10 protein-coding genes and 1 tRNA gene are annotated in these 13,083 nt (G+C 61.0%); 10 read left to right on the top strand and 1 reads right to left on the bottom strand.

Annotated features, from left to right (window positions below):
* Nucleotides 1-30 precede the first annotated feature (30 nt).
* Genes Q1K29_RS08615 through Q1K29_RS08600 form a run of 4 tightly spaced genes read left to right on the top strand, consistent with a single transcriptional unit; the run spans nucleotide 31 to nucleotide 4,749 of the window.
* Nucleotides 31-1,575 carry an AAA family ATPase gene (locus Q1K29_RS08615; RefSeq protein ID WP_300393374.1) on the top strand — a complete coding sequence of 515 codons (1,545 nt, stop codon included), beginning with the start codon at nucleotides 31-33 and terminating at the stop codon, nucleotides 1,573-1,575.
* A 55-nt stretch (nucleotides 1,576-1,630) separates the two neighbouring features.
* A complete protein-coding gene (locus Q1K29_RS08610; protein ID WP_300393370.1) occupies nucleotides 1,631-2,434 on the top strand; it encodes a hypothetical protein in 804 nt (267 codons plus the stop codon).
* Nucleotides 2,435-2,445: 11 nt separating this feature from the next.
* Nucleotides 2,446-3,840, top strand: a complete 1,395-nt coding sequence (locus tag Q1K29_RS08605) for a hypothetical protein (protein ID WP_300393367.1) — start codon at nucleotides 2,446-2,448, stop codon at nucleotides 3,838-3,840.
* Nucleotides 3,841-3,888: 48 nt separating this feature from the next.
* Complete coding sequence (locus tag Q1K29_RS08600; protein WP_300393363.1) at nucleotides 3,889-4,749, top strand: NAD(P)H-hydrate epimerase; 861 nt, start codon at nucleotides 3,889-3,891, stop codon at nucleotides 4,747-4,749.
* A gap of 6 nt (nucleotides 4,750-4,755) precedes the next feature.
* On the opposite strand, the gene Q1K29_RS08595 is transcribed toward Q1K29_RS08600, so the two are convergent.
* Nucleotides 4,756-6,081 (bottom strand): glycosyltransferase family 4 protein, encoded by a 1,326-nt coding sequence (locus tag Q1K29_RS08595; protein WP_300393360.1) that lies wholly within the window; start codon nucleotides 6,079-6,081, stop codon nucleotides 4,756-4,758.
* Between the two features lie 261 nt (nucleotides 6,082-6,342).
* On the opposite strand from Q1K29_RS08595, the gene Q1K29_RS08590 reads away from it, so the two are divergent.
* From Q1K29_RS08590 to Q1K29_RS08565, 6 genes are all read left to right on the top strand, one after another.
* Nucleotides 6,343-7,770, top strand: coding sequence for a circularly permuted type 2 ATP-grasp protein (locus tag Q1K29_RS08590; protein WP_300393357.1), 1,428 nt, complete (start codon nucleotides 6,343-6,345; stop codon nucleotides 7,768-7,770).
* Entirely contained in the window at nucleotides 7,770-8,708 is a 939-nt protein-coding gene (locus Q1K29_RS08585) for an alpha-E domain-containing protein (RefSeq protein WP_350213456.1), read from the top strand. Before Q1K29_RS08590 ends, Q1K29_RS08585 begins: the two co-directional genes overlap by 1 nt.
* Nucleotides 8,709-8,723: 15 nt before the next feature.
* Nucleotides 8,724-9,527, top strand: coding sequence for a transglutaminase family protein (locus Q1K29_RS08580; RefSeq protein WP_300393351.1), 804 nt, complete (start codon nucleotides 8,724-8,726; stop codon nucleotides 9,525-9,527).
* A complete protein-coding gene (locus Q1K29_RS08575; RefSeq protein ID WP_300393348.1) occupies nucleotides 9,528-10,262 on the top strand; it encodes a proteasome-type protease in 735 nt (244 codons plus the stop codon).
* 73 nt (nucleotides 10,263-10,335) lie between these two features.
* Nucleotides 10,336-10,411: transfer RNA gene (locus tag Q1K29_RS08570), tRNA-Lys, on the top strand.
* Between the two features lie 216 nt (nucleotides 10,412-10,627).
* Nucleotides 10,628-12,964 carry an EAL domain-containing protein gene (locus Q1K29_RS08565; RefSeq protein ID WP_300393345.1) on the top strand — a complete coding sequence of 779 codons (2,337 nt, stop codon included), beginning with the start codon at nucleotides 10,628-10,630 and terminating at the stop codon, nucleotides 12,962-12,964.
* The last annotated feature ends 119 nt before the right edge of the window (nucleotides 12,965-13,083 follow it).

Genomic DNA, 13,083 nt, shown 5'->3' with positions numbered 1-13,083 from the left:
ATGGTCCAGTCGGGAAGTCGAGAGTGCGGAATGGTGCAGAGCAGAGCCGCAAGCCGAACAAGCGCTGATATGCTGGCCGATCTGATTGAGGCCGGCGGCATTGAGGATGTGGCTGGCCCTGTCACCCGTTTCGAAACCCACCTCAGCGAAATCCTTCTGGCCGGCGATCGGGCGTTCAAGCTCAAGAAGCCCGTTCGCATGCCGTTCGTGGATTTCTCCACCATCGAGCGCCGCCACGCGGCCTGCCGCGCTGAAGTCGAGATCAACCGGCGCATGGGAAGCCCGCTCTATCTCGGGACCTTCGCCCTGGCGCGCGATGCCGACGGCCGGCTGCATCTCGACGGGGAGGGCGAGGCGCTCGACTGGGTCGTCACGATGAAGCGTTTCGATACCAGCCAGCAGCTCGACCAGCTGGCAGACGCCGGATCGTTCGATACCGGTCTTGCCGTGCGCACGGCCGACCGGATTGCCGAGATGCATGCCGGTCTGGCGCCGGTACTGACTGCCGGTCATACGGCAGACTACCGTGACGTCATCCGGGGCCTCCGCAAGACTGAAGCCGATGGCGCAGAGCGCCAGGGCCTGAAGGTCGGGGAGCATGCGCCGTTTGACGCCCTGGATGCGGCGCTGGCGCATCTCGACCCTCTGATCGAGAGACGCCGCGCCGGTGGCAAGGTCCGGCGCACGCATGGCGACCTTCATCTTCGCAATATCTGCGTGTTCGAGGGGGAGGTGACACCGTTCGATGCGCTGGAATTCGATGAGCGCCTCGCTACGATCGATGTGCTTTACGATCTCGCTTTCCTGCTGATGGACATGCGCCATAGCGGGCTGCGCCGGGAAGCCAACATCATCATGAACCGCTACTGGGACAGTTCGGGCGAGACCGAAGAAGCGCTGGCGCTCCTGCCTTTCTTCATGGCGCTGCGCGCGAGCGTGCGCATGGCCGTGGCGGTGGAAGCCGGCAAGCTGGACGAGGCGCAGACCTATCGCGCTCTGGCCTTCGATCTGATGAAACGGGAAAAGCCACTCTCCGTCGCGATCGGCGGACTGTCTGGCACGGGCAAGTCGACCGTTGCGGCCGAGGTCGCTCCGTACCTTCCCGGAGCCGTGGGCGCGCGGCTGCTGCGCAGCGATGTATTGCGCAAGTCCGGAACGGGTAAAAGCCCTGAAGCCACGAGAGCCGCAGCGGACGCCTATTCGGATGACCAGCGGGCTGAGGTCTATCATGCCCTGCGGGACCATGCCGGGGCAGCGGTTTCATCTGGCGCGAGCGTGCTGGCCGATGCGACGTTCAAGGAACGCTCGGCCAGGGACCTGATCGGGAGGATAAGCGGCGTACACACCCAGGCCTTCTGGCTGGAGGCGCCTCGGGAGGTTCGGCTGTCGCGCGTGTCGGGCCGCCACAACGATGCATCCGATGCGGATGTGCAGGTCGCCGCGGCACAGGCTGAACCCGATGATCTTGGCCCTGACTGGCGCTCCGTGGATGCCGACAGGCCGGTGGACGCCATAAGCCGGGACATCCTTGCGCAGATCGCGCAAGCCGATGAGACCGCAGCGGATGGCCGTTAAAGGCCATGGCCTGCCCAAAGAGTGCCTTTGCCTTGCCTGCGGGCTGGTGTAGGCCTTGCGCCAGATGACATCTGACGAGGTCCGGGAATTGGAAGATCTGACACCGGTAGAGCGGGGCGTTCTTGTGGCCTTGATGGCAGCCGGCGGCCTGCTGAAGGAAAGTGCGGAGCTGGGCGGACGCTATCAGATCAGGATGACCCCTGCGCATCGAAAGAAGCTTGCCGGGCTCGGGTTGATCAAGACCACCCGAAATCCTTTCACGCACCAGCTTACGGACGCCGGCTGGGCCTTTCTGGCCCGCGACTTCCCGATGGATGTCCCGCGCGAACCGATGAAGCTGGGCGCCATGAATGCCCTGGTCGAAGGGGTGCTGAAGCAGGCTGGCGGAGATCCCGGCGCGCTCGAAGCCTTCTTCAATGGGAAATCCGGCAAACTGAAGCCATCCGAACCGACCCAAAAGGAAACGAAGACGCCTTCTGCCGAATCAGACCTCAGCGATGCGGCCTGGAGCGACAGCGAAGAAGCGCTCGCAATGGCGCTGCAGGACATGGCGGCCTTTGGGGTGCGCCTGCAAGCGGTGGAGCGGTCTGCCGGAGAGACGCAGGCCAATCCTTTGAAGCAGCTTTCCCTCAATGCCGACGCGATCTTCCAGAATGTCCGTCTCGCCGCGCGCAAGCGTGGGCTTGAGACCGACTTCGAGCGCGGCGAGGAGATCGATTTCGATCCGGTCTATTTTGACTGTTTCGAAGAGCTGGATGCGGGAGAGGCGGCAATCGTCATGAAGCAACCAGTCATTAAGCATACTGCGAGAGACCAGAAGATCGTTGTCCTGCGGGGCCTTGTGAGCCCGGCAGACTGAGGAGGAGCCTCATGGCGAAGAGCTGGATTCAGAGACTGTTCCAGAAGCGCGATTATACGCATATCGGCTGCATCGACTTTGGCACGGCCTATTCGAAAGTCTCGATCGTCGCTTCGGAAATGTCCGAGGACCTGATGGCCCAGGACATCCACGGACTAGCCATTGGTCGGGATGTCTCGACCAACCCATTCCTCCTGCCATCGCTGCTCTATGTGGACGAAGACACAGTGCGTTTCGGGGCGCATGCCGAGACCGCAGCCCGTCGTGGTGAACGCCGCGGGCGCGCCCCTTTCATGTCGCCGAAACAGTATCTGAGCACGCATGCGCTTGATGAACTGGACGACAGGCTGCCGGTCGAGATCGATCCGACGGAGGGCTATTCGGCCCGAAAGCTGATTACGCTTTACCTCGCCTTTCTCCTGCGCCGTGCCGAAGATGCGGCCCGCGAGATCAAGCTCGACTGGCCGCCGCGCTTCCGGATCGCTCGCCCGGCCTGGGACCGTGAGCGGGCCGACTGGGGCGAAACCACGCTGCGCACGCTTGTTCGCCATGCCTTCATCCTTGTGGACAGGTTCGGCGACGATATCCTGTCCAAGGAAGGTCTTGCCCACGACGCGATCCACGACGCGTTCGATGCCATTCCAGACACGTCCGACTTTCCTGACGAGGAGATCTTCGAGATTTCCGAAACGGGCACTGCAACGGTACCGGAAGCAACCGCTGTTGCGGCTGCTTCACTCAGACCGGGTGAGCGCCGGGTTGTTGTCGTGGCCGATATTGGGGGCGGCACATCCGATTTCGCGGCCTTTGTGACCGGCCGGCCCGGCCATAATGTTGTTGCCGAGATTGAAGGCAGTGCCTGTGTGCTGCGTCAGGCGGGCGACTTTCTCGATATGCAGTTGCGCCGGCTTCTCGTGAACAAGGCGGGGCTTCTCCCCGATGATCCGGCCGCGCGTGGTGCCGTCGCCATGATCCGTGCGCGACAGCGCAGCCTGAAGGAGACACTCTTCGCCGAAGGCCGTGTTGTTGCCGAAGCGGGGGATCAGTTTGTCGAGATGACGCTGGATGAGTTCCTTGCAGACGAGCATGTCCAGGCCTTTGCCGAACGCCTGCGCGACACGTTCAAACAGTCGGTCGATCTGGCGGTCGATTTCGCGCGCTACCTCTCGCAGGGCTCGCATACGCAGGTGCGTGTCGACATCCTGCCAACCGGGGGTGGCCATGACCTTCCCATGGTACGTGAGATGATCCGCAAGATCGGCCATGACTGGCGGTTCAGCACGATTGCGCCGGAACTGCTGGCATCCAACAATGATGACTTCAACGCCGTCAGCCGCCAGCTCGCGGTCTCGGTCGGCGGGGCAGTTCTCGAACTCCCGCGACAGGTCGGCGCGGTTGCGGCCTGACTCTGGTCGTGGTGTTCAGCGGGCGGTGAGTTCGCTAGTCTGCAGACCATGAGCCACGCCATCATTACGCCCGATCAGATGTATGCCGCCGAAAAGTACGTTTTCGAGGCGGGCACAGACAGTTTCGAGGTGATGAAGCGCGCCGGGACAGGCGTCGGCGAGCATCTGGAGGCCACGTTTCCGAAAGGCAGCATCCGCGTGCTCTGCGGTCCGGGCGGCAATGGCGGGGATGGCTTTATCGCTGCGGCGCATTTGCGCAATGCCGGACGCAAGGTCAGGGTCTATCTGCTGGGCGCTACAGATTCGCTTAAAGGCGACAGTGCGCGCGCGGCAGCACTCTGGGACGGGCCGGTCGGCGTTCTGGAGGATGCGTTGGAAGATAAGGCCGAGATCACGCTCGATGCGCTGTTCGGTGGCGGGCTGTCACGGCCGCTCGATGGCGTTCCGGCGAAGCTGGCCGGGCAGGAGGGGCCGGTTGTATCCGTTGACGTTCCCTCGGGCCTCGATGGCCTGTCTGCCAAGCCGCTCGGACCATGCTTCACCGCAGCCCTGACGGTCACCTTTGCCGCCCTCCGTCCAGCGCACGTGCTGATGCCGGGCCGACAGCTCTGCGGAAAGGTCGAGGTTCAGGAAATCGGCGTGCCGGTGCCCGATACCGTACAGCTGGCCACGAGGGGAATGTCCTCACAGCAGGAGGCCACAGCCATCTTCGGCGAAGAGGTCCGCCTCTTTGAGGCAAAGGAATTCGACACGTCTTTTCTGGACATTGCTGGGAAGGCGTCCAACCGGATTGCGGCGGTTCAGCAGGCGGCAGCCAGGGAGAACCATGTCCTCGCCCTGCTGGGGGAGGAAGCGATCATTGCGCATCCTGACGGACGGTGCGTCGTCGATTTTCAGCCGGGCGTATGACGACGCTTAGCCCCGCGCGTAGCGATTTCTGACGAGACCGGTTTCGCGAGCCGGCTTGAGACCGGGAAGCTCGATTTCCGAGAGGTTCATTGCGCGGCGATAGGCTTGGATCGTCCGGGCGCCGAGCGCTTCGCGTGACCAGGTCGCGGCATGCTCCAGACCGGCATGACGGCAGGCAAGCTGCATTTCCCGGTCTTCGAACAGCGCGAGGACGGTACGGGCGATCTCTTCCGGCGTGCAGGCGTCGGCCATGACACCGCAATCGTGACGGCGGATGAAATCCCGTGCGATCGGATCCTCGGCGCAGGCGATGAGCGGGCGGCCAAAGGCGGCAGCCTCATGATAGACCGACCCGAACGACTGGTAACGTGAGGCAGCGATCACGAAGTGGCAACGCGCCAGCACATGGCCCATTGCGTGATCCGGCAGGCGGCCATGGTTGAAGATTTGCGCTGGTGTCTCGGCATCGAGATCCAGAATGTCCAGAACATGTTCAAGATCACCAGTCTGAAGGCCGATCAGGTGAAGCTCCGGCAGGGCTTTGCCCTCGGTGCGAAGCTGGCGAAGCGTTTCGTCAAAGCCAAGCAGCGTCTCGGTGAAGCCTGAGCGGATACTGGCATTGCCGATCCGTGCCATGCGAAGTTTCGCATGCGCTGGCGGATAGGGCGCCTTGCGGCCCTGACGGTCCAGGCCCGGCGAGACGGAAAGCGGCGTCACCTGATGAAAGTGCCCCGGCTTGATGTCGTACCAGTCCTTGATCATCCCGGCATGGGCACGGCTATTGGAAATGACGGCGTCTGATTTCGCAACGCAGCGGGCTTCCAGTCCGCTCGCAACCGCTGCGGACAGGCGGTTCAGCGTGCCGCTCTGCTCGGCAGCGTCGAGAGCGTAAGGGGAGCCATTGCGGATCACCATGGGCAGGCCGCAATCCATCAGCATGGCGGCCGGCGCCCGGTGATTGGCCGCCTCGATCAGGTCGAAGGGGCGGCGGTCATGTTCTTCATGGACGCGCTCGCGAAAAGCTGCAGCCGCTGCGATATGGTCGAGCCCTGGCACATGTCTCATCAGGCGGCGAAGCCCGGTTATCCGGTTCGCGCAGCCAATGACCTCAATACGCTCATTATCCGTGCGGACCCGGTCTTCACGGTCCATCGTGAAGACGCGGACATTCGCGCCGTGCTGGGCGAGACCATGGGCCACCTCACAGGCAACGCGGCCCTTTGCCGAGGGAATGGGGGGATATTCCCAGGTCAGCAAGGCGACTTCGAGGGGCGGCTGTTCTGGCGGCCCCTCAACCGGCGCGGCTTGGTGTGTACGTTGCAGCTCTGTCATGATCGGCCCAACGCAAGGACACGCTAAACGGTTGCATGCGGGCACACCATCGCGTCATGGTGGTGTTGCGCGGAAAGCACACGCGTTGAGACCGAATCACAGGCCATTAACCATGGCGATTGGAGCACTTGCTTGAGTTGCGCCTATTTTTTGGGCACTTACAGTCAACCATGCGCGTTGTAGAGAAACGATTTTGCTTGCTGAGAGCCAGCGCGGCACGATCACACCGAAGAAGGTAGAGGAGCAGCCGGCGCGCCATTTATGTCCAGTAAACCTGACCCATTTGATGAGATGTTCGGCCGCGGGGACACCCCGCGTGATCCATATGTAAATTACTGCAACTGGTTTGAGGGCGAGGATACAAGACGCCTGAAACGCAAGGCGAAAGATGCCGAGCATGCTTTCCGGCGCACAGGCATCACGTTCAATGTCTATGGCCGCGAGGAAGCGAATGAACGGCTGATCCCGTTCGACATCGTCCCGCACATTCTTTCCGCGCGCGAGTGGCAGACGCTTTCTGAAGGCATCGAGCAGCGGGTGCGGGCCCTGAATGCTTTCCTGCACGATATCTATCACCGTCAGGAGATCCTTCGCGCCGGGCGTGTGCCGCGCGAGATGATCAGCGAGAATGTGGCTTATCTGCCCGAGATGATTGGCGTTGAGCCACCGGGCAGCATCTACACCCACATTGTCGGGACCGATATCGTGCGCACCGGCGAGAACGAGTTCTTTGTGCTGGAGGACAATGCCCGCACGCCATCCGGGGTCTCCTACATGCTGGAGAACCGGGAGACGATGTTCGAGATGTTTCCGGATCTCTTCATCAAGAACAAGGTCCGCCCTGTCTCCACCTATCCCAAGCGGCTGCGCCGTTCGCTTGAAGCCTGCGCCCCACCGGCCTGCACAGGGCGGCCGGTCATCGCTGTGCTGACGCCGGGCATTCACAACTCGGCTTATTTCGAGCATTCCTTCCTCGCCGACGAGATGGGCGCGGAGCTGGTCGAGGGGCATGATCTGCGCGTCGTGGATGGCCGTGTCGCCATGCGGACAACGCAGGGCTACACACCGGTCGACGTCCTCTACCGCCGCGTGGATGACGACTTTCTCGATCCGCTGAACTTCAATCCGGAGTCGGTCCTCGGTGTTCCGGGTATTCTCGACATCTACAGGGCAGGGGGCATCACGATCGCCAACGCCCCCGGCACCGGCATTGCCGATGACAAGGCGATCTATTCCTACATGCCGGACATCGTGGAGTTCTACACAGGCGAGAAGGCGAAGCTGCCGAATGTGCCGACCTGGCGGTGCTCTGAGCCGGATTCTCTGGCCTATGTGCTCGATAACCTGCCCGACCTCGTTGTGAAGGAAGTTCACGGCTCAGGCGGGTATGGCATGCTGGTCGGCCCGGCAGCGACGAAGAAGGACATCGCCGATTTCCGGAAGAAGCTGCAGGCCAAGCCGGATGGCTATATCGCGCAGCCGACGCTGTCGCTTTCCACGGTGCCGATTTTCACGTCCAAGGGCCTTGCCCCGCGCCATGTTGATCTGCGTCCTTTCGTTCTGGTGTCGCCGAAAGGCGTCGACATTACGCCGGGCGGGCTGACACGTGTCGCGCTCAAGAAAGGCTCGCTGGTTGTGAATTCGAGCCAGGGCGGCGGCACAAAAGATACCTGGGTGCTTGAATCATGATGCTCGGAAAGACAGCTGGCGGCCTGTTCTGGATGTGCCGCTATCTCGAACGCAGCGCGAATAATGCACGCCTGATCGAGGCTGGCTCACGCATGACGATGACGCGGGCCGCCGAGGAGCATGCCGAATGGGATTCGGTCCTCGAGACCGCAAATGTGAAGCGGATATACTCTGAGCGTCACGAAACGGTCGACCGAAATTCGGTGATCGATTTCCTTCTGCGCGACCGGTCCAACCCTTCCAGTGTGATGTCGGTGGTGGAAGCGGCCCGCTTCAATGCCCGTATGGTCCGCGTGGCGCTGACACGGGAGGTGTGGGAAGCGGTCAATGATACCTGGATGAAGCTCAAGGATGCGCTGGCCCGCCCGGTCAAGGAAACCGACCTTCCGGACGTGCTGGAACTGATCCGTCAGCAGAGCGCGCAGGTTCGCGGGGCGCTGCATGGAACGATGCTGCGCAATGACATCTTCAATTTCTGCCGCATCGGGACCTTTCTCGAGCGCAGCGACAATGTCGCCCGGATTCTCGACGTGAAATACTATGTCCTGCTGCCATCGGTCTCCATGGTCGGGACGACCATCGACAATTACCAGTGGGAAGCCATCTTGCGGTCCGCCGCTGCTGAGCGAAGCTTCGCCTGGCTGAACAAGGAGTCGGGCCCGCGCGCGATCGCGGAATTCCTGATCCTCGACCGGCGCCTGCCGCGCTCCATCGCTTTCTGCTACCTGAACCTCGCCCGGAACCTGGGCTATCTGGAGACCGAGTATGGGGAGGCCAGGCCCTGTATGGAGCTCTGCGCCGAGACGCTGAACCGGCTGACCTCGACCGATATCGAGACCATCTTCCAGGGCGGCTTGCACGAATTCATCCAGTCCATCCTCCAGGCCAACAATTCGCTCGGCCTGCAGATCGAAAAGGACTACCGCTTCTATGCGTAAGGGACAGACAGCCGAATGCGCCTGAAGATCGCCCACCAGACCCGCTACCACTTTGCCCACCCGGTGAGTTACGCGCTGCAACAGGTCCGCCTGACACCCAAGTCGCGCCAGGGGCAGATTGTGACCAATTGGTCGATCAGCCTGGAGGGCGGCAAGGAAGAGGCGACTTTCGTTGACCAGTTCAACAACCAGACGCAGCTCATCAGCGTTTCCGACGAGGCCCGCGAGCTCGTGATCCATGCGGAGGGCGAGGTCGAAACGCAGGATCAGGCCGGCATTATCGGGGGGCATGGCGGATGGACGCCGCTCTGGCTCTACCGCCGGAAGACACCCCTGACGGCGCCGGGGCCGACATTGCGAAAGCTCGCGCGGGGCCTTGGCGACGATTTCAACGATGACGTTGCCCGCCTGCATGGCCTGATGGCGCTGATCGGACAGGAGATCGCCTACGAGTCCGGTCACACGGATGCACAGACGAGCGCTGAAGAGGCCGCTGCGGCTTGCCATGGCGTCTGTCAGGACCATACCCATGTCTTCCTGGCGTGCGCGCGCCTGCTCGGTTTTCCCGCCCGCTATGTCAGCGGCTATCTGATGATGACCGACCGTGTGCAACAGGACGCTTCCCATGCCTGGGCGGAAGCGTATGTTGAAGGCTTGGGCTGGGTCGGATTCGACGTCTCCAATGCCATCTCGCCGGACGAAAAATACGTCGCGGTGGCCACTGGTCTCGATTATCTCGACGCAGCACCCGTGTCCGGACTGATGTTCGGACCAGCTCAGGAGGGGTTGGATGTGTCAGTGCAGGTGCAACAGCAATAGATGACGTATTGCGTCGGGTTACGCCTCAACCGGGGTCTTGTCTTCATGTCGGATACCCGGACCAATGCCGGCGTCGACAATATTTCGAAGTATCCCAAGATGTTCACCTGGCAGGTGCCGGGGGAACGGGTCATCGTGATGATGACGGCCGGCAATCTGGCGACAACCCAGGCTGTTGTCAGCATGCTTGATGAGCGCACCAAGGCACCCGAAGAGCGAAATCCGTCGATCCTCGAAGTGCCGTCCATGTTCCAGGCGGCCCGGACGGTCGGCAAGGTGCTGCGCGACGTGATCAGCGAAAGCGCGCCGAGCCAGGGGCCGGATGCCCAGTCGCCTTTCAAGGCCACGATCATCCTGGGTGGACAGATCAAGGGCGCGCCGCCACGCCTGTTCATGATCTATCCGGAAGGCAATTTCGTCGAGGCGAGTAACGAGACGCCCTTCTTCCAGATCGGCGAAACCAAGTATGGCCGCCCGATTCTCGTTCGTGCCTATGATGCGGACATGAGTTTCGAGGCAGCGGTCAAACTCATGATGGTTTCCTTCGACTCCACGATAAAAGCCAATCTCTCCGTCGGTCTGCCGCTCGACCTACTGCTTTACGAGACCGACAGTCTCGAGGTGAAGGCGGAACGGCGCATCGAGGAAGACGATCCTTATTTCAACGTCATTTCGGACAATTGGGGCGAAGCGCTCAAGGCGGCCTTCGCTTCGCTGCCCGACTACAAAATCTGACGTAATATCCGACCTGAAAAGGCCGTTTGCCTTTTGCTTCAAGAGCGATTATGTCGCCTGTTCTTCAAACGGCGCGCCCATAGCTCAGTTGGTAGAGCAGCTGACTCTTAATCAGCGGGTCCAAGGTTCGAATCCTTGTGGGCGCACCATTTTTTCTGACAAAGCCTACCGGCTCCCCTCAATGCCCTTCGTCCGGCGACGGAAGATCGCTTTTGCATGGTCCGTCAGGTGGGATGTGCAGAGAAACAGGAATTTTATACTTTCTGTTCAAATGCTGTTAACCGCCGGATAAATAGCAGCTTTTTTAATACTGCGTACACCATGTAAATCTACAGCCTGTCACAATGTATCAAGTGTATTCATGCGTGACCGGCGCGCACAACCTTTTCTATGTCCTTGCGGCTGTGCTCGTTCTGGCGACAGGTTCGGTCTGTTCGGTGATTGTCTATCATCGCGGCGTTCTGGCGGAAACACACTTGCGCAAGCAATTATGGGCCGGCCTGTCGGGCATTGTCACGGCGCTGGGGATATGGGCGACGCACTTTGTTGCGATGCTCGGTTTCCGCCCGGGATTCGTGTTGCACTTTGACGGGCTGACAACCCTTGCTTCGGCCCTGATCGCGATGGCCGGGTTCCTGGTCACCAGCCAGATGCTGATTTCCTCCATGACAGCCCTGAAGCGGGCAGCCTGCGCCCTTATCGCGACCGTGACGGTCAGCGCGATGCACTATTTTGGCGTCGGCGCTCTCAAGGCTGCGGCCCTTATCGAGTTCGATCTCGCCTACGTGATCGCGTCTGTGGCCTTCACCTTCGGCTTTTTTGCGATGACCTATTTCCTGCTCAGCACCACGAGCCGGAACCGGAACTTGCTGGCTCTTGCGACCTCAATGGCGGCAACCCTCTCCGTTCATTTTATCGGAATGACGGCGATGACCATCATTCCCATGCGCAATTTCACGCCTGCGAGCTGGGAGATAGCGCAGGCAACACTGGGCGTGTGGGTCATACTGGGGGTCGGGATCATTCTCTTTGCGGCCTTTGTGGCAGCCTTTGGCGACAAGCTGATTGCGCGTCTGCGCTTTCGTGAAGAGCGCAAGATGTCGCTCCTCGTCAATGCGGCGTCGGAAGCGATCCTGATTGTTCGTGACGATGGACGCATTGTTGAGGCCAATGACGCCGCAGCCATCCTCTTTGGGACATCCAAGGAAGCGCTTGCGGGTGAAACCGCCAGTGACCTGATCGGCCTCGATCCGATGGCGGCAGCAAGTTCGGCCGTGAGCGAGCACCATCTTGATATCGGCAGTGAAGACGTCCCGGTGGACCTGAGCGTGCGGGATCTGGAGGATGAAGAGCGGGGCCTTGTGGCCGTCAGTCTTTACGATTTGCGTGAGCGCATCCGCAATGAGGCGCATATCCGCCGGCTGGCCTATCTCGATCAACTGACCGAATTACCGAACAGGACGGCCTTCCAGAAGGCCCTGCAGGAGCGCACAGCCGCTCATGCGCCGACAGCAAGAAACTTCAGTGTCTTTCTGGTGGATCTGGACAAGTTCAAGGATGTGAACGACCAGTTCGGGCATGAGGCGGGTGATGCTGTGCTGATCAAAACGGCGAGCCGCCTAGAGGCCGCGTTTGGTGAAGGCGCGCTGGTCGGCCGGCTCGGGGGGGATGAGTTTGCTGTTCTCTACCCGGATGGAGAGAACGTCGACGCGCTGCTGGACCTGGCCGCGAAAACTGTATCCATTCTGTCAGAGCCCATCCGCTACGGCGCCGTTGCCATCAAGTGCGGGGCAAGCATCGGCATTGCCTCTGCGCAAATGTGGGAAGACCCGGCGGCACTCCTGAAGGCCGCTGACAGGGCGCTATATGTCGCCAAGGACCCCGATCATCCTGATGTGCGGTTTTATGATGAAGAGCTTCACGCGCAGTCGGAGGCAAAGCGCACCCTTGAGGCGGATCTCGAACGGGCCGTGCGCGAGGAAGAATTCGTGCTGTATTACCAGTCCAAGGTTTGTTCGAAGACCCGCAAGGTTCTGGGCTATGAGGCGCTGATCCGCTGGAATAGGCCAGGCCATGGCCTCGTCCAGCCGGGGGAATTCATCGATATTGCCGAGCAGAGTCTGATCATTCAGGACATAGGCCGCTGGTCTATCTATACCGCGTGTGAGGCCGCCGCGAAGTGGACGGAGAAGGTCAGCGTCTCGGTCAATCTATCGGCACGCCAGTTCATGGACCCAGGCCTTTACGCCACTGTGCGTGATGCGCTCCGCAAGAGCGGCCTGCCGGCCCACCGTCTCGAGCTCGAGATTACCGAGACCGCGCTTATCCAGAACACCATGGTTGCGGCCCGCATCCTCGAACAGTTGAAAAAGCTTGGCGTGCAGGTGGCCCTCGACGATTTCGGGACGGGGTATTCCTCGATGCGCTTCGTCCAGCAATTCCCGTTCGACCGCATCAAGATCGACAAGTCCTTCATCCTCTCAATGGAGAGCGACAAGAAGGCCCTTGCCATCGTCGATGCGATCCTGCGGCTTGGCTCAAGCCTGTCCATTCCGGTGGTGGCAGAGGGCGTCGAGACCGAAGCGCAGGCCCTGCAATTGCTTCAGGCGAAATGTAACGAATTACAGGGCTATCTTCTCAGCCGTCCGGCGCCGCTGGCTGAGGATGGAAGCGTGTTAGCCCGGCTCGCTGAAGCCTCGTAACATTAGCTTTCCGTAAGAAAGCTCGCCTCTCACGCGAAAAAACCGAAGGAAGTCAAAGGCCCTCTCATGGGGGCTTGCTGACGGCTTTTCGTGTTTAGCACTCTGTTAAGCCTGACCTC

Origin of the sequence: Henriciella sp. (genome assembly GCF_029937755.1) — a bacterium.
GTDB lineage: Bacteria > Pseudomonadota > Alphaproteobacteria > Caulobacterales > Hyphomonadaceae > Henriciella.
The sequence above is the reverse complement of the archived record's forward strand: the minus strand, read 5'-3'. Positions and strand labels throughout refer to the sequence as shown.

Bases quoted from the DNA above. Each gene is read 5' to 3' on its own strand.
- Q1K29_RS08615 (WP_300393374.1), top strand. From the start codon at position 31: ATGGTGCAGAGCAGAGCCGCAAGCCGAACAAGCGCTGATATGCTGGCC.
- Q1K29_RS08605 (WP_300393367.1), top strand. From the start codon at position 2,446: ATGGCGAAGAGCTGGATTCAGAGACTGTTCCAGAAGCGCGATTATACG.
- Q1K29_RS08600 (WP_300393363.1), top strand. From the start codon at position 3,889: ATGAGCCACGCCATCATTACGCCCGATCAGATGTATGCCGCCGAAAAG.
- Q1K29_RS08595 (WP_300393360.1), bottom strand. From the start codon at position 6,081: ATGACAGAGCTGCAACGTACACACCAAGCCGCGCCGGTTGAGGGGCCG.
- Q1K29_RS08590 (WP_300393357.1), top strand. From the start codon at position 6,343: ATGTCCAGTAAACCTGACCCATTTGATGAGATGTTCGGCCGCGGGGAC.
- Q1K29_RS08585 (WP_350213456.1), top strand. From the start codon at position 7,770: ATGCTCGGAAAGACAGCTGGCGGCCTGTTCTGGATGTGCCGCTATCTC.
- Q1K29_RS08580 (WP_300393351.1), top strand. From the start codon at position 8,724: ATGCGCCTGAAGATCGCCCACCAGACCCGCTACCACTTTGCCCACCCG.
- Q1K29_RS08575 (WP_300393348.1), top strand. From the start codon at position 9,528: ATGACGTATTGCGTCGGGTTACGCCTCAACCGGGGTCTTGTCTTCATG.